We start from the raw sequence: 21,494 nt of genomic DNA, 5'->3' as shown, positions 1-21,494 counted from the left end.
CTCCCGCCGGCCCCGCCGGTGCGGCCGAAAGCGCGGGGGCCCGGCTCGACGTGGGACAATCGTCGTGGCTCACGGTACGGGGACCTGTCGACGGGGCCCCCGGAACGCATGGCACTAGCGAGCAGGAGACAGAGCAGGATGCGCATCGGAATTCTCACCGCAGGCGGCGACTGTCCAGGCCTGAACGCTGTGATCCGTTCGGTCGTGCACCGCGCCGTGGTGGGGCACGGAGATGAGGTCATCGGCTTCGAGGACGGTTTCAAGGGGCTGCTCGACGGCCACTTCCGGCCTCTCGACCTGAACGCCGTCAGCGGCATCCTGGCCCGCGGCGGCACGATCCTCGGCTCGGCGCGGCTCGAGCGCGACCGGCTCCGCGAGGCCGCCGAGAACTGCGCGGAACTCTCCCTCCGTTACGGCATCGACGCGCTGATCCCGATCGGCGGCGAGGGCACGCTCACCGCGGCCCGCATGCTGTCCGACGCCGGGATGCCCGTCGTCGGCGTCCCGAAGACCATCGACAACGACATCTCCGCCACCGACCGGACCTTCGGCTTCGACACCGCCGTGGGTGTCGCGACCGAGGCCATAGACCGTCTCAAGACCACCGCCGAATCCCACCAGCGGGTCATGGTCGTCGAGGTCATGGGCCGCCACGCGGGCTGGATCGCGCTGGAGTCCGGCATGGCCGGCGGGGCCCACGGCATCTGCCTGCCGGAGCGGCCCTTCCAGGTCGACGACCTGGTCAAGATGGTCGAGGAACGCTTCGCGCGCGGCAAGAAGTTCGCCGTCATCTGCGTCGCCGAGGGAGCGCACCCGGCCGAGGGCTCGATGACGTACGCCAAGGGTGAGATCGACCAGTTCGGCCACGAGCGCTTCCAGGGCATCGGCAACCGGCTGGCGGCCGAGCTGGAACGGCGGCTCGGCAAGGAGGCGCGGCCGGTCATCCTCGGACACGTGCAGCGCGGCGGCACGCCGACCGCGTACGACCGGGTGCTCGCGACCCGCTTCGGGTGGAACGCCGTCGAGGCCGTGCACCGCGGTGACTTCGGGAGGATGACGGCGCTGCGCGGGACCGAGATAGTGATGGCCCCGATCGCGGACGCCGTGGCCCGGCTCAAGACGGTGCCCGGTGACCGGATGTACGAGGCGGAGTCGGTCTTCTAGCCCCGGCCGCCCCCGAGGGCGGCCGGACCCGCCGGTGGTCCCCGTGTCCGTGCCTCGGTCCGCTCCTGAGCAGGCGGCCCTGGCCGGGGCCCGGCGGCCGTCGTTCCGGGGCCCGGGCGGACCGGCCGGCCCCGCGGGGCGCAGCCGCACGGCGGGTGCCCCGGCCGGGAGCCGAGGACCGCTCCAGGCGCCGTGCCGGCTCAGATCCCCGCCGTCCGCCAGAACTCCTCCACCACGCGGTCCAGGAATTCCCGCCCGGCGTCCCCCGCCGTCCCGGCCCGGTCCCGGACCGCGGTGTCCCAGCCCGAGGACGACACCATCAGCCCCTGGTAGTCGGTGTGCAACTGCTCCAGTACGTCCTGGACCAGGACGCGGTCCAGCGGTACGAGCTTGCCGACCGGCCGTACGTATGCCTGCCAACGGGTCGTGACCGCCCTGGTCAGCAGGTCGGCCAGCTCGTCGTTCCGGCCGGTCGCCGTCAGGAACTGCGCCGCCGACATGTCCAGTGCGTCGCAGAGTGCCACGGCCTGACGCTCGCTGCCGCGCCAGCGGCCCGAGTCCTCGGTCCGCCGGTACGCGGCGGCCGTCATCCCGAGCGTCCGCGCCAGGTCCTCCACCGCCACGTCCCGCGCCAGCCGGTGCTCACGCAAGGTGCCCGCGGCGGCCAGCAGTTCACCCGGGGCGCACCACAGGACCCCGGCCAGTGCCATCAGTTCGCGCTCACCGGGCCGTGCGGTACCGCGCTCCCAGGCCATCACGGTCTCGGCCGTGATCCGCAGTCCGTACTGGGCGCCGAGCCCGTACGCAACGTGTCCGGGAGCCATTCCCAGTGCCTCGCGGAGGCGGCGCGCGGCGGGGGCGTCGAAGGACGGGGCGGGGTGCACGGCCCCACCGTAGAAGCCCGGGAACAGCCTGGCTACAAGGCTGTCCCCATCAGTTCATCGTTCATATGATCCTCCTAGGCGGCCGTGGGGGGGCTCCGGATCATCAGCGGGTTTCAGCCACCCAGTGATAGTGCAGCTCCGGCCGGCCGACCTGACCGTAGCTCGGCCGCCGTACGGCCCGGCCCGCCGTCACCAGATGCTCCAGATAGCGGCGGGCGGTGATCCGGGAGATCCCCAGCCCCTCCCCGGCGCCCGCCGCGGTCACCCCGTCCGGGGCCGCCCGCAGGGCCCGGGTCACGGCCTCCAGCGTCGGGCCGCTCAGGCCCTTGGGCAGTGCGGCCGGGTCGGCGACCCGCAGCGCGCCCAGGGCCCGGTCCACCTCCTCTTGGCCGCTCGCCTCACCGGCCGCCGCCCGGAACTCGGCGTAGCGCACGAGCCGGTCCCGGAGCGTGGGGTACGTGAACGGCTTCAGCACGTACTGCACGACGCCGAGCGACACGCCCTCCCGCACCACCGTCAGGTCGCGCGCCGACGTCACCGCGATGACGTCCGCGCCGTGCCCCGCCGCCCGCAGCGAGCGCAGCAGCTGCAGTCCGTGCCCGTCGGGCAGATAGAGGTCGAGCAGCAGCAGGTCCACCTCCGTGCGGTCCAGCGCCCGCACGGCCTCGGCCCGGGAGTGCGCGACGGCCGCGACCTCGAAACCCGGCACCCGGCCCACGTAGAGCTGATGGGCGTCCGCGGCCACCGGATCGTCCTCCACCACCAGCACGCGGATCACGGCGCGGCCACCTCCGTCCCGGCCGTACGGCCGGCGAGCGGCAGCCGCACGGTGAACTCCGCGCCGCCGCCCGCCGCCCGGTCCAGCGTCACGGTCCCGCCGTTGCGGTGGGCCGCCTGCCGTACGAGAGCCAGGCCCAGACCACGGCCCGTGCCGCGGGTCGTCCAGCCACGCCGGAACACCTCGTCCGCGTCGTCCGGGCCGATCCCGGCGCCGGTGTCCGCCACCCGCAGCAGGAGCTCGCCCGGCTCGGTACGCGCGGTCACGGTGACCAGAGCGCGCGTCGCGGTGCGCCGGGCGGGGGCCGGCACACCGCCCGTGGCCGTCTCCGACGCGGCGTCCACCGCGTTGTCGATCAGATTTCCGAGGACCGTCACCAGGTCCCGCGGCGCGAGTGAACACGGCAGAGCCCCGTCGTCGATCAGGCTGTCCTCGGTGAGCACCAGCTCCACACCCCGCTCGTTGGCCTGCGCCGCCTTGCCGAGCAGCAGAGCGGCGAGCACCGGCTCGGCGACCGCGCCCACGACCCGGTCGGTGAGGACCTGGGCCAGCTCCAGCTCCGCCGTCGCGAAGTCCACCGCCTCCTCGACCCGGCCGAGCTCGATCAGCGACACCACGGTGTGCAGCCGGTTGGCCGCCTCGTGCGCCTGGGAGCGCAGTGCCTGGGTGAAGCCGCGCTCCGAGTCGAGCTCGCCGGACAGCGCCTGCAGCTCCGTGTGGTCCCGCAGTGTCACGACCGTCCCACGCCGCTCGCCGCCGACCACGGGGCTCGTGTTGACGACGATCACCCGCTCCGCCGTCAGGTGGACCTCGTCCACCCGCGGCTCCGACGCCAGGAGCGCCCCGGTCAGCGACGCGGGCAGCGCCAGCTCGTCGACCCCGCGCCCGACCGACCCCGGTTCCAGCCCCAGCAGCTCCCGGCCGGCGTCGTTGATCAGGGCGACCCGGCGCTGCCCGTCCAGCATGAGCAGCCCTTCGCGCACCGCGTGCAGCGTGGCCTCGTGGTAGGTGTGCATCCGGCTCAGCTCCCGGGCGTTCATCCCGTGCGTGTGCCGCCGCAGCCTGGCGTTGATCACGTACGTGCCGAGCGCCCCGAGCGCCAGCGCGGCGCCGGCCGCCGTCCCCAGGGCGCCGAGCTGCTCGCGTACCTGGGTGGACACCCGCTCGACGGTGATGCCCGCGCTGACCAGGCCGACGATCCTGCCCCGGTCGTACACCGGGGTGACGACCCGTATCGAGGGGCCGAGCGTGCCGGTGTAGGTCTCCTCGAAGGTCTCGCCGAGCAGCGCGCGCTCGGTGTGGCCGATGAAGCTCCTGCCGATCTGGGAGGGGTCGGGGTGGGTCCAGCGGACCCCCTCCGGGTTCATGATCGTGACGAAGGTGATCCCGGTGTCCTCACGCACCTGCTCCGCGTACGGCTGGAGTACGGCGGACGGGTCCGGGGTACGGATCGCCTCCCGGACGGACGGTGATCCGGCCATGGCGAGGGCGGCGGCCCGCACCTGGCGGGCCGCGGTCTCCTCCGCCCGGTCCCGGCCGGAGGCGTACGCGAAGAAGGCGCACCCCGCCACGACCGCGGCCACGAGCAGGGCCTGCATCGCGAACAGCTGGCCGGCCAGGCTGCGGGGGAGGGTTCGGGGCAGGCGCATGGCTCCCAGTCTGCCTGGCGGGGAGACCCGGCCCAAGATGGCTCGAAAGCATCTGTGAACGATATGAACGCAAGGGTGACGGCCGTCACAGGGAAGTGAATAGTCACCGGGGCCCCCAGGGACGGGGAGCAGCCGCATACCCGAGGAGACCCCCGTGGCAGAGAAAGCCGCACGACGGGACCGCACCCACTACCTCTACATCGCCGTGATCGCCGCCGTGGTGCTGGGCGTCACGGTGGGTCTGGTGGTCCCGGACTTCGCCGTCGAGCTCAAGCCGATCGGCACAGGCTTCGTCAACCTCATCAAGATGATGATCTCCCCGATCATCTTCTGCACGATCGTGCTGGGCGTCGGCTCCGTACGGAAGGCCGCCAAGGTCGGCGCCGTCGGCGGCCTGGCCCTCGGCTACTTCCTGGTGATGTCGACCGTCGCCCTGGCCATCGGCCTGGTCGTCGGCAACCTCCTGGAGCCCGGATCCAGCCTCCACCTCACCGAGGCGGCCCGTGCGGCGGGCGAGAAGCAGGCCTCGGGGGCCAGCGAGTCCACCGTGGACTTCCTGCTCGGCATCATCCCCACCACCATGGTCTCGGCCTTCACCGAGGGCGAGGTCCTGCAGACCCTGCTCATCGCCCTGCTCGCGGGCTTCGCGCTCCAGGCGATGGGGTCGGCCGGTGAGCCCATCCTGCGCGGCATCGGCCACATCCAGCGCCTCGTCTTCCGCATCCTCGCCATGATCATGTGGGTGGCCCCGGTCGGCGCGTTCGGCGCGATGGCGGCGGTGGTCGGCGAGACCGGTGTGGACGCGCTGAAGTCGCTCGCGATCATCATGATCGGCTTCTACGTCACCTGCGCGCTCTTCGTGTTCCTCATCCTGGGCGCGATCCTGCGCCTGGTGGCCGGGGTCAACATCTTCACCCTGCTGAAGTACCTGGGCCGTGAGTTCCTGCTGATCCTCTCGACCTCCTCCTCCGAGTCGGCCCTGCCCAGGCTGATCGCGAAGATGGAGCACATGGGCGTCAGCAAGCCCGTCGTCGGCATCACCGTGCCGACCGGCTACTCCTTCAACCTCGACGGCACCGCTATCTACCTCACGATGGCCTCGCTCTTCATCGCCAACGCGACGGGCGACCCGCTCACCATCGGCGAGCAGATCTCCCTGCTGATCTTCATGGTGATCGCCTCGAAGGGCGCGGCAGGCGTCACCGGTGCCGGACTGGCCACCCTCGCGGGCGGCCTCCAGTCGCACCGCCCCGAGCTGGTCGACGGCGTCGGCCTGATCGTCGGCATCGACCGCTTCATGAGCGAGGCCCGCGCCCTGACGAACTTCGCGGGCAACGCGGTGGCCACGGTGCTCGTCGGCACCTGGACCAAGGAGATCGACCGGGAGCGGGTGGACCAGGTCCTCTCCGGCGCCCTCCCGTTCGACGAGAAGACGATGACGGACGACGCCCACGGCGGCGAGCCGCACGTCCCTGAGTCGCGGGACGGCGACGTGGACGCCGACGGGAAGCGGTCGTTGGCGAAGGCGTAGGAAGGCGTCGGACGCGGGCAGGCGGGTGCGGCCGGTACGGGAACTCCGTACCGGCCGCACCCGTCGTGGCAGACTGCTGCTCCACCGGACGGGTGCCGGCACGTGCCCGTGGCGGAGGAGGAGCGGTATGCATAGGAATCTGGCGGAGGCCGCGCGGGCCGCTCTGACGGTCGCGTACGGGCCGGACACCGACGGGCGTGCGGCCGTACCGGCGCCCCGCCTGGCGGGCACCGTGACCACCGTCGTCGCCGACACGTGCGCACGGGGCGGCCTCGGTTTCGTCCTGCTCCTCCACCGGCGGAAGGACGGTCTCGTCGCCGAGGAGCTCTTCTTCTCGACCCGTGAGGCCACGGGGGCCTGGGGGGCCGCCGAGCACCTCTCGGGCAGCGGGGGAATCCCTGACCTGACCAGCCCGGAGGAAGCGGCGGCCGTTCTGCGCGGCCGGCCCGTGGCGGTGCTCGGCGCCTCCTGGACGCTTCTTCACACCGGACGCCCTCAGGCCGACGACGGCTGTGAACCGATGCGGTTCCATGTGCTCCTGGTGGACGGGAACGTCGGTCACCTCGACATCGAGGACAGCCCTGCCGGAGCGTCCCCGGCATCCCACCGCCTCCGTAAGCCGCTCACGTCCCAGGTCGCTCTCCTCGCCCTCTTTCCCGGGGAATGCGTCACCGTGCGCACGAGGGCGGAGGCGGTGGCCGGTGTCCGGTCCATGGACGGGCTGGTGGAACTGACCGGCAGCGAGGCCGTGACCGGCGCCCCCTGGGCGTAGGACCTGGAGCGGGTGGGGCCGTACAGGACCCACGTACCGGCCGGTCACCCATGTGTCCCGCCCCGCCGATGTGCGGACAGCGTGATCATCCCGTGCTGGTGCCGTGCGGCGGATCCGGGCAACATCACTGTCCTGATCAGGCGCAGGAAGCGCCCTGACCAGGTACAAGGGGTGGGGAAGCTGAAGACCGCACGACACCGGGGAGCCGCAGCCGTACTGCTGCTGCCGGCCCTCATCGGCACTGCCGGATGCGCCGCCGGGGACCGGCCCGACGCGGGGGAGGCGGTCTACGGGCAGCCGCTCGCGGAGCAGTTCCAGGCGGCGACGGACGCCACCCGTGACGCGGGCACCGCCGCCTTCCTGTCGACGCTGACCTACGGGGCGGCGGGCGGGGACGCCGTGCACCGGGCGAAAGGGCGCCAGGACCACGGGAAGGGGACGTCCCTCGCGGAGCTCGGCTTCAGCGCCCACCGCAACTTCCCGCGGGAGACCCTGGAGTTCCTCCAGGCATCGGCTCCGAAGGGCGGACAGGCCGTTGCCACCGCCGGGGACGACGTCTACGTCCGGCACGGCGATTCCGCCTGGCTCAAGTACACCCCCGAGGCCGTCAACGAACTCGGCGAGGCCACCGGTGTGATCGCGGCGCACGCGGCCGGTGACGTGGCACCGTACAGCGGGACCCTCGCCGATCTCGTCCCGCGGGTGATCCCCCGGGAGAAGCCCGAGCGCCGGGCGGACGGCAGCCGGGTCTACCGGGTGACGGTGCTTCCCGAGGTCGCGGCGGACGTGCTTCCCCGTGACCTCCGGAACCTGCAGGGCGACTGGGGGACGGACCCCGTGCAGCTGACGGTGCGTCTGGACGCCGAAGGCCGTCTGGCCTCGGCCGCCGCCGACCTCGGACCCGTCCTGGCCCGTCTGCACGAGCGGGGGGCCCTCGTCGACGTGAAGCGGCTGCGCGCGGCGTACGAGCTCAGCGACTTCGGCGAGCCGGTCAAGGGCAAGGGCCCGGACAGCAGCGGCGAGCCGGTCGTGGACGCCCGCACGACACTGGCCCCCGTGGCCACGCTCAAGAAGGGCCGGTGCGCCACCACCAGTGATACCGGGCTCGGCAGCGCGGTGGTCGTACGGCCCGTCGACTGTGCGGGCCGGCACGAACTGCGGGTGCTGGCCCAGGTGAAGGTGGACCGGACCTTCCCGGGGAAGCAGGAGGACAGGAGTGCTGAGGGGTACGGCAGGACGCAGTGCGAGCGGGCGTCGGTCACCGCACCGGAGGACTGGCGGCGTGGCGGCCGATACGCGGAGGGCTTCGGCTTCGTCGGGGCCTCCAGCCTGGAACTCAGTGCCGGTGGAGGAGTGACGGAGACGACGGTGACGGGCGCCTACACCTGTTATCTCAGGACACCTTGATCCGGCCTCAGCCGTGCGAACGGGTCATCCGGCCGGACCTCGGTCAGGTGCCGTCGTCCGTAGTTGTGCAACCCATCTGTATACAAGGCTCGTTGGGTACCTCCCGTACATCTCCTGATGCCTTGCCTTGACGTGGGCGTCAAGGATTACGGTCGCGGTATGCGAATCGGGGAACTGGCCGAACGCGCCGGAACGACGACACGGACGCTGCGGTACTACGAGTCACGGGGCCTGCTGCACGCACACCGCGCGGAGAACGGCTACCGCACGTACGAGGAGAGCGACCTGCGGCTGATCCAGCAGATCCGGACCCTTCAGGACTTCGGGTTCGACCTGGAGGAGACGCGCCCCTTCGTCGACTGCCTGCGTGCCGGCCACCCGGCGGGCGACTCCTGCCCGGGCTCGCTGGCCGTCTACCGGCGCAAGCTCGGCGAGCTGGACGCGCTCATCGGCCAGCTGCGGTCGGTCCGTACGGAGGTGGGTGCCCAGCTGGCCCGCGCCGAACTGGAGGCATCCGCCGAGCTGCCGGGCGGCCCCGAACCACGATGCGAACTCAACTGGGAGGACGGCAGATGATCCACGCGGAAGGTGTCGCGGAGGTCACCGACACGACGTTCGACGCCGAGGTACTGGGAGCCGGCCTGCCGGTCCTGGTCGAATTCACCGCGGACTGGTGCGGCCCCTGCCGCCAGCTCGCCCCCGTACTCGGTGCGATCGCCAGGGAGGAGGCCGGCCGCGTCAAGGTGGTGGCGATCGACGTGGACCACAACCCGGGTATCGCGAGCCGTTACGCGGTGCTGTCGATGCCGACCCTCATGGTCTTCCGGGACGGCGCACCGGTGAAGTCGATGGTGGGGGCCCGTCCGAAGCGCCGCCTGCTCCAGGAGCTGGAGGAGGTGCTTCCGGCAGCGGTGTGACGGCCGGGCGCGCTCACAGGCCCCCGGCCACCGCCCCCGCGAAGACCCGGACCAGGCTCACGCCTCCTCGTCCGCGCTGCGGTGGTGCGCGTACGGACGCTTTCGGACGCCCGCCCGGAGGGCCGGGTCCTGCACCGGCGCCCCGGCCGGTCAGGCTTTACGCGCGAGCAGTTGAACCTCCTGGAACTGCCGGTGGTCGGTGGGCTGAGGTGCACGGACCATCCGGGCCACTTCGGTCAGCCCGGACGTGCGCAGCATCGTGGCGAGGTGATCGGGCGACCAGCGGTAGGCCAGAGCCACGGCGTGATCGAAGGCCTGTGTCAGGTGAGAGGGGTCATCGGTTGCCGAGAAGCAGATCAGGAGATGGCCGCCAGGTGCCAGCACGCGGTGGAACTCCCCGAAGATGACGGGAATTTCTTGCGGCGGGGTGTGGATGACGGACCAACGGGACAGTACGCCGCCCAGCACGCCGTCAGCGATGTCCAACGCGGCCATCGAGCCCACGTCGAACCGCAGACCCGGATGGTCCTGCCGGGCCAGCTCGATCATCGCGGGAGAGGCGTCGACACCGAACGCCGCCAGCCCCAGACCGTCCAGATGAGCGGTGACATGGCCGGGTCCGCAGCCCAGGTCCGCAACCTGATCATTCCCGCTCACGCCTACGACTTCGGCGAAGACATCCAGGATCGCGCGGTCCAGGGGGCTGTCACGCAAGGAGTCACGGAACAGGTGCGCGTAGGCGGGGGCAGCGGCGTCGTACGCCTCGCGGGCGGCACTGAAGGCATCGTGTTCGACCATGCCCGTGACCGTAGCCACCTCCGGGGAGGCTCCCCGCGCCAGGCCGGCAACGCCGACCGATCCGGCGGCCCCCGGGCGCGGGGCCGGTCGGTCCCTGCGTCCCGTGCCGGCGACGGTGACGTCCAGGACGATCATCGCGAGGCCGCCGGCCCCTCCCCTCAGGGAGAGCCGCCGGGCTGAGCGGGCGAACCAGTCCCGGGAGGAACATCTGCACGACGTCGCCGAAGGACTTGTAGGCCGCATGTTGGGCGGCGGAACGGCGTCTGCCATCGAGCTTGCGGCAGTCACGCCCGTGCTTCACGCGGCTCTCCGAGACGTTCCCGCCGTGGCAGCACACGAGTAGTCCTCGGCGGGCGGGCCCGGACGAGGCGCTCTGCCGTGGGAGGGCGGGGCGCCTCATCCACGACTGATCGAGGGGGAGGGCTCAGCTGCATCGACGGGGGGCAACGGCGTACTACGCGCTGTTGTCGCCCCGCACGCCGCGATAACCTTCTGCCGCATCAGGACGGTGACGCGCGAGGGGGATCGTGGAGCAGCGCGATGTGCAGGGGCACCACGAACAACTTGCCGTCGAGTACGGCGAGCACCGGGTGTACGGGCCGGACCGCATCCCCTGGATGGCTGCCCGGATCGCCGAAGCGTTGCGGCTCACGGCTGGTGACCGTATGGCCGGCATCGGTGGTGGCACGGGGCTGTCCGCGCGGGAGGCGGCGAACCAGATCCGGCCCGGCCGTCCTGTCCTGTGCGCCGACCCGTCGGAAGCCCTCGGGTCCTCCATCGTTCAGGACGACGAGGACCAGCGGTACTACGGCTTCGATTGCCGGCAGATCGTCACCGAGGGATTCCGGACCATCCGTACAGGAGAACGCGTCCGTTTCCATGTCTCGGGTGTCCGTCCCGACCGGGCGGAGTCCGTCATCCGTCTCGACCAGCCCGACCCGTCCGAGTACTACGGATGACCGCACCGCCCCTGCCGCTCGAAACGGTCACCGGCGCCCGCCAGGAGCTGACGGTCGTCGTGTCCGTGTGCCTGCTGCGGCTTCCGGACTGGGAGCAGGGACCGTTTCCGTTCGAGCTGGGCAGGCGGCGCACCGATACCGAGACGAGGGCGACGTACTTCGCTCCCGCTTCCGCCCGCGTCCTGTACGGCACACCTGACAGGCCCCGCCGTTGGCACCGGCCGGCCTCGGTCGTCCATGACGGTCTGCATCTCATCGGCATGGAGCTCCTCCGCACCGCCACCGCCCGCCACCCCGAACACGCTCTCGCCGTTCTGCACTTCACGGTGATCAGGCCCCTCCTGCCTGTGGTGCGTGCGATAGCCGGCCGGGAGGTCTTCCACGGTGAGGACACGGTGCTCACAGGGCCGTTGGATCCTGGAGCGCTCCTCGCGGGCCTGGCCGAAGTCACCAGCGGTACGGGGACGTTCGCGCTCTCCCGCCCTTACACCGTCGCTTTCTTCACGCCTGAGGCCGGTCATGGTCCCGCGCTTCGTGCGAGCCATGAAGGAACACTGCCGGGCAGTGCCGACCGCTGGCTCTGGCAGCTGGCGTCGCGTTCGACCCCGGCCGACTTCCCCCTCGCTCCGGAGACCGCCGCCGTGGAGCTCAGTAATGCCGTACGCATCTCGGCGGACTGGAGTGCCCTGGTGCTGCGGCAGGGGGCTGCCTTCCTCGGACACCGTGCCGACACGGGGGAGGAGGACTTCTACGCGTTCGGCGCCCTGCACTCGCGCACCGTCTACCTGGACGCGCTGCTGCTCGGGTCGCTGCAGCGCGACCATATCGACGAGCTCACCGACGAACTCTCGGACGTCTTCGACGCCGGACGACTGGCGCGGAGAGTGGCCACGCTGGAGCGCAACATCGCGGCCTTCCGAAGTACCTACTGGCGCCAGCACCTGACCGCCCACGGCCCGGCCAACGAACTGCTTCTCGCCTTCCAGAACCAGCACCGGCTCCCCGAACGCTTCGGGGAGATCCTGGCGGAGGCCGCTGACTACAGCCGTCTGGTGCAGACGCAGGAGAGCCAGCAGATCAGCGGTGCGCTGGGAACGCTCACGATCCTCGGCCTGCCGCTCGGGACCTCGCTCGGTGTGCTTCAGGTTCTCGGCGACGAATCCGTCAGTCATCTACTCGTCGCGCTCGGGCTTTCCGTGGTCGTGACAGCCGGTGCTCTCGCGACGCGTTACGGGCGGCTGGTGCTCTCCTCGCTGCGCGGGGGCGGCAGGCCGTAGTCCACCCCGAAGCTCAAGTCCCGGAACCCAGTTCTCGGGAGTCAGGGTTCGAGCGTCGGATGCGGTCAGGTCACTCTGCCGAGGGTGCGGACGAGGCTCCCGGTCCGACGCTTGAGTTTCGGGATCCGAGGGCCGGGATCCGGGTGCCGGGATTCGAGCGATGTTGTTCATCCGGCGGGAAAGGAAAGGGGTTTGGGGAAACCTGCTCCTGCCCCGGAGCCGCCCGCACACGCGGCCCGCCCGCTCCTGGCCGAGTGCGCGGAATGCGGCCGCCCCGGCCCGGCCGACGCGCTCCCCGACGGCCTGTGCCGCCCCTGCCGTGGCACTGTCCAGGCGGGGGCCGGAGCCGTCGATGCCCCAGCGGCCGGACTGCCCGGCGGGCGCGACGTCAAGGCGCTGGTGGGCAGTATGCGCACCTTGATGCGGGCGCCCTGAGGTTTCCGGGCGAGTGGCGGTCCCACCGCCGGCCGAGGCCGTCGGAGGGACTGCCGGTGCGGCTGACTAGGCTCTTCCGGGACCCGGGGCGGCCGAGCGCGCCGGGGAAACCGATCATGGGGGAAGCATGCGCAAGACACTCACCGCGACGGCCTTCGTTCTGGCGGCCGCTCTGCTGACGGGCTGCGGTGGTGGCGAGGAGGAGCCGGCCGAGGCGGGCAAGGCCGGCAGCCCCGCCGCTCAGAAGTCCGCGAAGCCGGAGGAGGCCGGCGGAGAAGCCGTGGAGGGAGGTGCCTCGCACGAGGTGACGATCACGGTCAAGGGGACGGGCAGGAGCAACGTCATGTACACCCTCGACGACTCGGACTTCACGGAGGTGGACCTGCCGTGGACGAAGACGGCCACCATCGCTCCGCGGGGCGCGGAGCGCGAGGTCGGCCGACTGGTGATCGTCACGCCCGGCAACATGACTGCCGCAGACGGCATGCTCGTCGCGGCAGGATGCTCGATCACCGTCGACGGCAAGACGGTCGTCGAGAACGAGGGCGGCAAGACGGGCAAGCCCTGCTCGTACAAGCTCAAGTAGGGAACATCGGCCGAGACCTTGCGATCTGCCCTGCGTGACCTCAGTCAGCTGTTCGCCGACCGGTGGCCGGGGCGACTCAGGAGCGGTGCACCCGGGGCCCGGGTGCACCGCCCCTGCCCCGCCGTCAGGCCGGCCGCAGCCAGACCGTCGCCAGCGGCGGGAGCGTCAGCGTGATGCTGGCGTCCCTGCCGTGCGCCGGTACGGCCTCCGGCTTCAGCGGCTCCGTGTTGCGCACGTCGCTGCCGCCGTAACGGGCGGCGTCCGTGTTGATGACCTCCACCCAGGCCTCGGGGCCGTCCGGTACGCCGATGCGGTAGTCGTTCCGCACCACCGGTGAGAAGTGCGAGACGGCGATCAGCGGGGAGCCGTCCGCGTCGTACCGCACGAACGCGAACGCGTTGTCCTCCGCGGCGCCGCCGTCGATCCAGCTGAAGCCCTCGGGGGACGTGTCGCGCTGCCAGAGCGCGGGCAGCGCGGTGTACACCGCGTTGAGGTCCGTGACCAGGTTCCGTACGCCGCGGTGGTCACCGGAGGCCTCGTACGTCTCGTCGAGCAGCCACCAGTCCGGGCCGTGGCCCTCGGACCACTCGGCGCCCTGGGCGAACTCCTGCCCCATGAACAGGAGTTGCTTACCCGGGTGGGCCCACATGTAGCCGAGGTACGCGCGGTGGTCGGCCCGCCGCTGCCACCAGTCACCGGGCATCTTGCTGACCAGGGCCTGCTTGCCGTGCACCACCTCGTCGTGCGAGATCGGCAGCACGTAGTTCTCGCTGTACGCGTACACCATCGAGAACGTCATCTCGTTGTGGTGGTACTTGCGGTGGACGGGCTCCTTGGACATGTAGACCAGGGAGTCGTGCATCCACCCCATGTTCCACTTCAGGCCGAAACCCAGGCCGCCGTGGTCCGTGGCGCGGGTGACGCCGTCCCAGGCGGTGGACTCCTCGGCCATCGTGACGACGCCGGGATTGCGCCGGTAGACCGTGGCGTTCATCTCCTGGAGGAAGGAGACCGCGTCCAGGTTCTCCCGGCCACCGAATTCGTTCGGCGACCACTGACCGTCCTCGCGCGAGTAGTCGAGGTAGAGCATGGAGGCGACCGCGTCGACCCGCAGGCCGTCGATGTGGAACTCCTCGCACCAGTAAGTGGCGTTGGAGACGAGGAAGTTACGCACCTCCTTGCGACCGTAGTCGAACTCCAGGGTGCCCCAGTCCGGGTGCGCGGCCCGGTTCGGGTCCGAGTGCTCGTACAGCGGGCGGCCGTCGAACTCCGCGAGCGCCCAGTCGTCGCGGGGGAAGTGCGCCGGCACCCAGTCCATGAGGACGCCGATGCCCGCCGCGTGCAGCGCGTCGACCAGGAAGCGGAAGTCGTCCGGCGTGCCCATGCGGGAGGTCGGAGCGAAGAAACCGGTGACCTGATAGCCCCAGGAACCGCCGAACGGATGCTCCGAGACCGGCATCAACTCCACGTGTGTGAAACCGAGTTCCTGTACATAGGGCGGGAGCTGGGCGGCCAGCTGGCGGTAGGTGAGGCCCGGCCGCCAGGAGGGCAGGTGGACCTCGTAGACGGAGAACGGCGATTCGTGGACCGGGCGGTCGCCCCGGTGCGCCATCCAGTCGGCGTCCTGCCACTCGTGGTGCGAGACCGCGACCACCGAGGCGGTGGCGGGCGGTACCTCGGTGTGGCGGGCCATCGGGTCGGCCCGCTGGGTGTGCGACCCGTCGGGCCGGCAGATGTCGTACTTGTAGACGGCGCCCTCGCCGACGCCGGGGAGGAACAGTTCCCAGACGCCGGTGGAGCCGAGCGAACGCATCGGGAAGGCGGTGCCGTCCCAGTAGTTGAAGTCGCCCGTGACGCGGACCCCGCGCGCGTTCGGCGCCCAGACCGTGAAGCGGGTGCCGGCCACGCCCTGGTGTTCCATCGGCTGCGCCCCGAGCGCTTTCCAGAGCTCCTCGTGGCGGCCCTCACCGATCAGGTGCAGATCGAGCTCGCCGACGGCGGGCAGGAAGCGGTACGGGTCGTCCACCTCGATCGTGTTGTCGGCGTAGGCGATCTGCAGGCGGTACCTGTCCTCGGGCACCGCGGGCAACGGCAGGACGCCCGAGAAGAAGCCGTCACCGTCGCTCTGCAGTTCGGCCCGCCTGCCCCCGGCCAGCACGGTCACCGAGCGCGCGAAGGGGCGCAGCGCACGGAAGAGGACTCCGCCCGAGGCCGGATGCGCGCCCAGGACACCGTGCGGATCGTGGTGCTCACCGGCGAGCAGCCGCCCCCGGTCCGCGTCCTCCAAGGCGGGGGCGGGCAGCACGCTCCTGCTGCCCCCGCCCCGGCGCGGGCGGGGCGGGGTACCGGTGGCCGAGGCCGCCCGCCTGGCCCGGGTGCGCTTGGCCGGGGGTGGTGCGGAGGGTTCGGCCGCCGGGGCGGCAGCGGAGGGCTCGGCCGGGGCGGCCGCCGTGACCTCGGCGGTCACCGGCTTCGCCGTGGGCGGGACCTCGATGGGCTCGGACGTCTTGCGGGACGGCTTGCGGGCGGTCACAGGGACTGCCTCCTCGGAAGGCTCGAAGGGGTCGAAGGACGGGTGCGGGGGTGATGGGGCTCATGAGGGTGCGGAGGCCAGGCGCTGGATGGCGGCCATGGGGACCGGCAGCCAGTCGGGGCGGTGCCGGGCCTCGTACAGCACCTCGTACACCGCCTTGTCGGTCTCGTGGGCGCGCAACAACTCCGGTTCGGCACGTGGATCGGAGCCCGCCGCGCGGGCGTAGCCCTCGCAGTAGGCGGTGCGGCAGCGGGCCGCCCATCCGGGGTTCCACGGGTGGTGCGAGCGGGCCGCGTAGTCGAAGGAGCGGAGCATCCCCGCGACATCGCGCACCGTCGGCTGCGGACTGCGCCGCTCGGGCAGGGGCTTGGCCGGCTCGCCCTCGAAGTCGATCAGCGACCAGAAGCCGTCCTCCGCCCGCAGGGTCTGTCCGAGGTGCAGATCACCGTGGACCCGCTGTGCCGCCCAGCCGCGCCCCGTGCCGCCGAGCTCCGCGACGGCGTCGAAGGCGGTGCGCAGCCCCGGTACGTACGGGACGAGTGCCGGTACCGCCTGGGCGGCGGCCTCCAGACGCTCCACCATCCCGGCCACCAGGTGTCTGGTCCGGTCGTGGGCCAGGGGAGGCGTCGGCAGTGCGGCGGCGAGCGCCGTGTGCACCTCCGCGGTGGCGCGGCCGAGCGCGTGTGCCTCGGGCAGGAAGTCCCGCCCGGCGGCCAGGGCGGCGAGCGCGAGCTGCCAGCCGTCCTGAGCCCCGCGCAGGAAGGGCTGCAGCACGCCGAGCGTGAGCGGCTCCGGGCTCGTCGTCGCCTCGAACCAGGCCACCGGGGCGGGCACCCGTCCGCAGCCCTCGCGGCCGAGCGCGAGCGGCAGCTCGAGATCCGGGTTGGTCCCCGGGAAGACCCGGCGGAAGATCTTCAGGATGAGGGTGTCCCCGTAGACGAGCGAGGAGTTGGACTGCTCGGTGTCCAGGAAGCGAGGGGTGAGCCCCGGCGGGATGGGCCCGGCCCTCTCGAAGCGGAGCGGGCCGAGGGAACCGGGATCACGGAATCGTTCCAGCAGGAGGTCGGCGACGCGGGGATCGTGCAGCCCTTCGTAGAGGGTGCGGCCGGCCAGCGGACCTTCCGTGACCTGGCCGATCATCGCACCGGCCGGCAGCGGGGGCAGTGTGGTGCGGATGCCGAGCAGGAGCTGGTAGCAGTCCCCCGGGGGGTGCGGGGAGCGGCCGCCCGACTGGTGGACCCGGACGAGCAGATGCAGCAGTCCGGGGCCCGTGCCCGCGGTGTCCAGGGGCAGTACCTCGGTGGCGGCGACGAGGGAGAAACCGGTGACGGGCTGCCCCTTGCCCGCGAACCAGCGTTGACGGGGCACCCATGCGTGGAGCAGCGGGGCGAGCGACGGCAGCAGCGCCGTGGGCCCCGTGGAGCTCGTCGTATGTCTTCTTGCCGTCTTTCTCGATGTTGTGCTCTTCGCCAGGGCGACTCGAGTGGATGCAGCCTCCGACATGGCATCGCGTCCTTTCCCCGGGCACACCACAGGATGCGAAGAGTGTCCCGGATTGCGGCAATGGCTGTCCGGCTGTGCGGGACGTGTCGGGTGAGGAAAAGTCCGTATGGGCTCGATCGGTGCTCGATCAATGAGCCGTAAAGGCCCGGAAGAGACAGGAAATGCTCGATATGGGGGAGAGTGCCCCGTGCGGGGCGGTGGAAACCGCCCCGCGGGTGGCCCCCGGAGGTGAGGCGCCGTCAGCCGGCTGTCACCGGCGGTCAGCCGAGCGGAGCGTCCTTCCGCAGCCGGAACCAGTAGAAACCGTGCCCCGCCAGTGTCAGCAGGTAGGGCCATTGGCCGACGGCGGGGAAGCGCACCCCGCCGATCAGCTCCACCGGATGGCGTCCGTTGAAGGCGCGAAGATCGAGCTCCGTCGGCTGCGCGAACCGCGAGAAGTTGTGGACGCACAGCACGAGGTCGTCCTTGTACTCACGGGTGAACGCGATCACCGCGGGGTTCGAGGACGGCAGCTCGCTGTACGACCCGAGTCCGAACGCCGGATTCTGCTTGCGGATCTCGATCATCCGCCGCGTCCAGTGCAGCAGTGACGACGGCGAGGCCATGGACGCCTCGACGTTGGTGACCTGGTAGCCGTAGACCGGGTCCATGATCGTGGGGAGGTAGAGCCGTCCCGGATCGCTGGAGGAGAAGCCGGCGTTGCGGTCGGGAGTCCACTGCATCGGGGTGCGTACGGCGTCACGGTCGCCCAGCCAGATGTTGTCGCCCATCCCGATCTCGTCCCCGTAGTAGAGGATCGGGGAGCCGGGCAGGGACAGCAGCAGCGCCGTGAACAGCTCGATCTGGTTGCGGTCGTTGTCCAGGAGCGGCGCGAGACGCCGGCGGATACCGATGTTGGCCCGCATCCGCGGATCCTTGGCGTACTCGGCGTACATGTAGTCGCGCTCTTCGTCCGTGACCATTTCGAGCGTGAGCTCGTCGTGGTTGCGCAGGAAGATGCCCCACTGGCAGCCCGAGGGGATCGCCGGGGTCTTCGCCAGGATTTCCGAGACCGGGTAGCGGCTCTCGCGGCGCACGGCCATGAAGATCCGGGGCATCACCGGGAAGTGGAACGCCATGTGGCACTCGTCGCCGCCGGACGGGAAGTCGCCGAAGTAGTCGACGACGTCCTCCGGCCACTGGTTGGCCTCGGCCAGCAGCACGGTGTCCGGGTAGTTGGCGTCGATCTCCTTGCGGACCCGTTTGAGGAAGTCGTGGGTCTCGGGGAGGTTCTCGCAGTTGGTGCCCTCGCGCTGGTACAGGTAGGGCACGGCGTCCACACGGAAGCCGTCGATGCCGAGGTCCAGCCAGAAGCGCAGCGCCGAGACGATCTCCTCCTGCACCGCCGGGTTCTCGTAGTTGAGATCGGGCTGGTGCGAGAAGAACCGGTGCCAGTAGTACTGCTTGCGGACCGGGTCGAAGGTCCAGTTGGACGTTTCCGTGTCGACGAAGATGATCCGCGCGTCCGGGAACTGCTTGTCGTCGTCCGCCCAGACGTAGTAGTCGCCGTACGGGCCGTCCGGGTCCGTGCGGGACTGCTGGAACCAGTCGTGCTGGTCGCTCGTGTGGTTCATGACGAAGTCGATGATCACGCGCATGCCGCGCTGGTGCGCGGCGTCGACGAACTCCACGAAGTCGGCGAGGTCGCCGAACTCCGGGAGCACGGCGGTGTAATCCGATACGTCGTAACCACCGTCGCGCAGAGGGGACTTGAAGAACGGCGGCAGCCACAGGCAGTCGACGCCCAGCCACTGCAGGTAGTCCAGCTTGGCGGTGAGGCCTTTGAGGTCACCGACGCCGTCCCCGTTCGAGTCCTGGAAGGACCGCACGAGTACCTCGTAGAAGACGGCGCGCTTGAACCAGTCGGGATCGCGGTCCTTGGCGGGAGTGTCCTCGAACAGGTCGTGGACGGGCTCATTGACGATCATGGTGTGGGTGACCCTCCGGTCGGCGGGGACGGTCGCAGGACCGCGATGTGCGCGGGTGTCACGCCCGGCTCCAGACGCACATAGAAGGACCTGCCCCAGTGATAGGTGGCGCCGGTGAGCTCGTCGCGCACCGGCACGCTCTCGTGCCGTTCGAGGCCGAGACGCGGCATGTCCAACGAGACCGTGGCCTCCTGGGTGTGGTGAGGGTCGAGGTTGACGACCACCAGAACGAAGTCCGGGCCGGAGCGCTTGCTGTATGCGATCAGCGCCTCGTTGTCGACCGGGTGGAAGTGGACGTCGCGCAGTTGCTGGAGCGCCGGATGGCGACGTCGGATCCGGTTGAGGGAGGTGATCAGGGGTGCGAGCGAGCGGCCCTCACGTTCCGCCGATTCCCAGTCCCTGGGCCTGAGTTGGTACTTCTCGGAATTCCGGTACTCCTCGCTCCCGGGATGCACCGGGGTGTTCTCGCACAGCTCGAAGCCCGCGTACACGCCCCAGGAGGGGGAGAGTGTCGCGGCCAGCACGGCCCGGGCCTCGAAGGCGGGGCGGCCGCCCTCCTGGAGGTACCCGGGAAGGATGTCGGGCGTGTTCACGAAGAAGTTGGGCCGCATGTACGAGGCACTCTCGCCCGAAAGCTCGGTGACGTACTCGGTGAGTTCCTGCTTCGTGTTACGCCAGGTGAAGTACGTGTACGACTGCTGGAAGCCGACCGAGGCCAGCGTCCGCATCATCGCGGGGCGGGTGAAGGCCTCCGCCAGGAAGATCACGTCCGGGTCGGTGCGGTTGATGTCGGCGATCACCTTCTCCCAGAAGACCACCGGCTTGGTGTGCGGGTTGTCGACACGGAAGATCCGTACGCCGTGTTCCATCCAGAACCGCAGGATGCGCACGGTCTCCGTGACGATCCCGGGCAGGTCCTCGTCGAACGCGATCGGGTAGATGTCCTGGTACTTCTTGGGCGGGTTCTCGGCGTAGGCGATGCTTCCGTCCGGGCGGTGGCGGAACCACTCCGGGTGTTCCGTCACCCAGGGGTGGTCGGGGGAGCACTGGAGGGCGAAGTCCAGCGCGATCTCCATCCGCAGCGTCCGGGCCGTCGCGACGAAGTGGTCGAAGTCCTCCAGCGTGCCGAGATCAGGGTGGACGGCGTCGTGGCCGCCCTCGGCCGAACCGACAGCCCAGGGCACACCCGGGTCCCCGGCCCCGGGGGAGAGGCTGTTGTCGGGGCCCTTGCGGTGGGTGGTGCCGATGGGGTGGACCGGCGGGAGGTAGACGACGTCGAACCCCATCGCGGCGACGGCGGGAAGCCGCTCGGCGGCGGTCCGGAAGGTGCCGCTGATCATCCTGGGGGCGGGCGCCGGGAGCTCCACCGCGGCCGCGGGGGCCTTCTTCCGCGTCGCGACGGTGGTCTTCGAGGCCTTCGCGGCCCGCGGCTTCCGGGCCGGCTCCGGGGGTGCCACCGGCTCAGGCCGCGCGCCCTCGGAGCGCGGGAACAGCTCGTACCAGGAGCCGTACAGGGCACGCCGGCGCTCGACGGTGAGCGGCAGCGGCCGGGACGCGGTCACCAGTTCGCGCAGGGGGTGGCGGCCGAGCGCCTCGTCCACCTCGGCGGCCAGCGCGGCCGCGAGCCGGGAGGCCGCCGGGCGGCTCGTGTCGCGCAGGGCGTCGACGGCGGCGAGTACGGCTTCACGCCCGTCCTTCTTGGGCACGCCCCCGGCGGCGCGGGCGTACAGCTCGGCGCCCTCCTCGAAGACCAGTTCGGTGTCGATGTCCGCCGGGATCTTGATCCGTGCGTGTGCGCGCCAGGTGGTGACCGGATCGCTCCACGCCTCGACGGTGTACGTCCAGCGCCCCTCCGACTCCGGGGTGACGTCGGCGCCCCACCGGTCCGTGCCCGGAGCGAGTTCGCGCATCGGCGTCCAGGGACCCGGCCGTCCGTTCGGGTCGCACAGGACGACGTTGGCGGCCACCGCGTCGTGGCCTTCGCGGAACACGGTGGCGCTGACCTCGAAGGTCTCGCCGGCGACGGCTTTGGCGGGGCGTCTGCCGCAGTCGACGAGCGGACGGACGTCCAGGACGGGGATGCGACCGATCATGGGATCACCTGGGGGTCGGAGCTCGGCATGCACGGCGTGGGACGTGGGGGTGAAGGGCTGACCGCGCGCGCCGCGATGGTGGGATTGTGTCCTTTGTAGCTGCTCGGTCGTCCGCTGGCGGGCTGTGGGCATGGCCGCTCCTGTCCGCGTTCACTCCAATGGCAGTCGAATGGCAGGTGCGCGGGTGGTTCGTGCTCGGACCGGGACACCTGGGACGTGCAGCGCGGGGGTGCTGCCGGGG

The 21,494-nt window shown here is 71.0% G+C and carries 18 protein-coding genes; 10 read left to right on the top strand and 8 right to left on the bottom strand.

The features are described from left to right. Nucleotides 1-138 precede the first annotated feature (138 nt). The gene (locus ACF1FZ_RS22710; protein ID WP_391775219.1) at nt 139-1,164 is read left to right on the top strand and encodes an ATP-dependent 6-phosphofructokinase; all 1,026 of its coding nucleotides are present in this window, start codon (nt 139-141) and stop codon (nt 1,162-1,164) included. A gap of 200 nt (nt 1,165-1,364) precedes the next feature. On the opposite strand, the gene ACF1FZ_RS22705 is transcribed toward ACF1FZ_RS22710, so the two are convergent. The 3 genes from ACF1FZ_RS22705 to ACF1FZ_RS22695 form a co-directional block, all read right to left on the bottom strand. Continuing rightward, nucleotides 1,365-1,988 (bottom strand): helix-turn-helix domain-containing protein, encoded by a 624-nt coding sequence (locus tag ACF1FZ_RS22705; protein ID WP_391775289.1) that lies wholly within the window; start codon nt 1,986-1,988, stop codon nt 1,365-1,367. 163 nt (nt 1,989-2,151) lie between these two features. Continuing rightward, nucleotides 2,152-2,826 carry a response regulator gene (locus ACF1FZ_RS22700; RefSeq protein ID WP_391775218.1) on the bottom strand — a complete coding sequence of 225 codons (675 nt, stop codon included), beginning with the start codon at nt 2,824-2,826 and terminating at the stop codon, nt 2,152-2,154. Then, entirely contained in the window at nt 2,823-4,475 is a 1,653-nt protein-coding gene (locus ACF1FZ_RS22695; RefSeq protein ID WP_391775217.1) for an ATP-binding protein, read from the bottom strand. Before ACF1FZ_RS22695 ends, ACF1FZ_RS22700 begins: the two co-directional genes overlap by 4 nt. A 154-nt stretch (nt 4,476-4,629) precedes the next feature. Between ACF1FZ_RS22695 and ACF1FZ_RS22690 the strand changes: the two genes are divergently transcribed. The 5 genes from ACF1FZ_RS22690 (at nt 4,630) to trxA (ending at nt 9,102) form a co-directional block, all read left to right on the top strand. Further along, nucleotides 4,630-6,006 carry a cation:dicarboxylate symporter family transporter gene (locus tag ACF1FZ_RS22690; protein ID WP_391775216.1) on the top strand — a complete coding sequence of 459 codons (1,377 nt, stop codon included), beginning with the start codon at nt 4,630-4,632 and terminating at the stop codon, nt 6,004-6,006. Between the two features lie 127 nt (nt 6,007-6,133). After that, nucleotides 6,134-6,778, top strand: a complete 645-nt coding sequence (locus ACF1FZ_RS22685) for a hypothetical protein (protein ID WP_391775215.1) — start codon at nt 6,134-6,136, stop codon at nt 6,776-6,778. Nucleotides 6,779-6,949: 171 nt separating this feature from the next. Then, nucleotides 6,950-8,185 carry a hypothetical protein gene (locus tag ACF1FZ_RS22680; RefSeq protein WP_391775214.1) on the top strand — a complete coding sequence of 412 codons (1,236 nt, stop codon included), beginning with the start codon at nt 6,950-6,952 and terminating at the stop codon, nt 8,183-8,185. A 159-nt stretch (nt 8,186-8,344) separates the two neighbouring features. Next, complete coding sequence (locus ACF1FZ_RS22675) at nt 8,345-8,761, top strand: MerR family transcriptional regulator (protein ID WP_391775213.1); 417 nt, start codon at nt 8,345-8,347, stop codon at nt 8,759-8,761. Beyond that, nucleotides 8,758-9,102 carry a thioredoxin gene (gene trxA, locus ACF1FZ_RS22670; protein ID WP_391775212.1) on the top strand — a complete coding sequence of 115 codons (345 nt, stop codon included), beginning with the start codon at nt 8,758-8,760 and terminating at the stop codon, nt 9,100-9,102. The genes ACF1FZ_RS22675 and trxA overlap by 4 nt, the downstream gene beginning before the upstream one ends. 150 nt (nt 9,103-9,252) lie before the next feature. Here trxA and ACF1FZ_RS22665 read toward each other — a convergent pair whose 3' ends face one another. Continuing rightward, a complete protein-coding gene (locus ACF1FZ_RS22665; RefSeq protein ID WP_391775211.1) occupies nt 9,253-9,900 on the bottom strand; it encodes a class I SAM-dependent methyltransferase in 648 nt (215 codons plus the stop codon). Between the two features lie 527 nt (nt 9,901-10,427). Between ACF1FZ_RS22665 and ACF1FZ_RS22660 the strand changes: the two genes are divergently transcribed. The 4 genes from ACF1FZ_RS22660 to ACF1FZ_RS22645 all read left to right on the top strand — a co-directional run bounded on the left by ACF1FZ_RS22660 (nt 10,428) and on the right by ACF1FZ_RS22645 (nt 13,157). Further along, on the top strand, nt 10,428-10,859 hold the full coding sequence (locus tag ACF1FZ_RS22660; RefSeq protein WP_391775210.1) for a hypothetical protein: 432 nt from the start codon (nt 10,428-10,430) through the stop codon (nt 10,857-10,859). After that, a complete protein-coding gene (locus ACF1FZ_RS22655; RefSeq protein WP_391775209.1) occupies nt 10,856-12,136 on the top strand; it encodes a hypothetical protein in 1,281 nt (426 codons plus the stop codon). The genes ACF1FZ_RS22660 and ACF1FZ_RS22655 overlap by 4 nt, the downstream gene beginning before the upstream one ends. A 192-nt stretch (nt 12,137-12,328) precedes the next feature. Continuing rightward, complete coding sequence (locus ACF1FZ_RS22650; protein ID WP_391775208.1) at nt 12,329-12,571, top strand: hypothetical protein; 243 nt, start codon at nt 12,329-12,331, stop codon at nt 12,569-12,571. Between the two features lie 127 nt (nt 12,572-12,698). Continuing rightward, entirely contained in the window at nt 12,699-13,157 is a 459-nt protein-coding gene (locus tag ACF1FZ_RS22645) for a hypothetical protein (protein ID WP_391775207.1), read from the top strand. Between the two features lie 124 nt (nt 13,158-13,281). Here the strand turns inward: ACF1FZ_RS22645 and glgB are convergent, their stop codons facing one another. The 4 genes from glgB to ACF1FZ_RS22625 form a co-directional block, all read right to left on the bottom strand. Then, on the bottom strand, nt 13,282-15,690 hold the full coding sequence (gene glgB / locus ACF1FZ_RS22640; protein ID WP_391775206.1) for a 1,4-alpha-glucan branching enzyme: 2,409 nt from the start codon (nt 15,688-15,690) through the stop codon (nt 13,282-13,284). A gap of 60 nt (nt 15,691-15,750) precedes the next feature. Then, complete coding sequence (locus ACF1FZ_RS22635) at nt 15,751-17,193, bottom strand: maltokinase (RefSeq protein WP_391775205.1); 1,443 nt, start codon at nt 17,191-17,193, stop codon at nt 15,751-15,753. 260 nt (nt 17,194-17,453) lie between these two features. Beyond that, on the bottom strand, nt 17,454-19,160 hold the full coding sequence (gene treS, locus ACF1FZ_RS22630) for a maltose alpha-D-glucosyltransferase (RefSeq protein ID WP_391775204.1): 1,707 nt from the start codon (nt 19,158-19,160) through the stop codon (nt 17,454-17,456). Then, the gene (locus ACF1FZ_RS22625) at nt 19,157-21,253 is read right to left on the bottom strand and encodes an alpha-1,4-glucan--maltose-1-phosphate maltosyltransferase (protein WP_391775203.1); all 2,097 of its coding nucleotides are present in this window, start codon (nt 21,251-21,253) and stop codon (nt 19,157-19,159) included. Before ACF1FZ_RS22625 ends, treS begins: the two co-directional genes overlap by 4 nt. Nucleotides 21,254-21,494 lie beyond the last annotated feature (241 nt).

It is taken from the genome of Streptomyces sp. NPDC014623 (assembly GCF_043088245.1).
In the GTDB taxonomy this organism is placed as follows: domain Bacteria; phylum Actinomycetota; class Actinomycetes; order Streptomycetales; family Streptomycetaceae; genus Streptomyces.
Note: the sequence above shows the minus strand (reverse complement) of the source record. Positions and strands in the feature narration are given on the sequence as shown.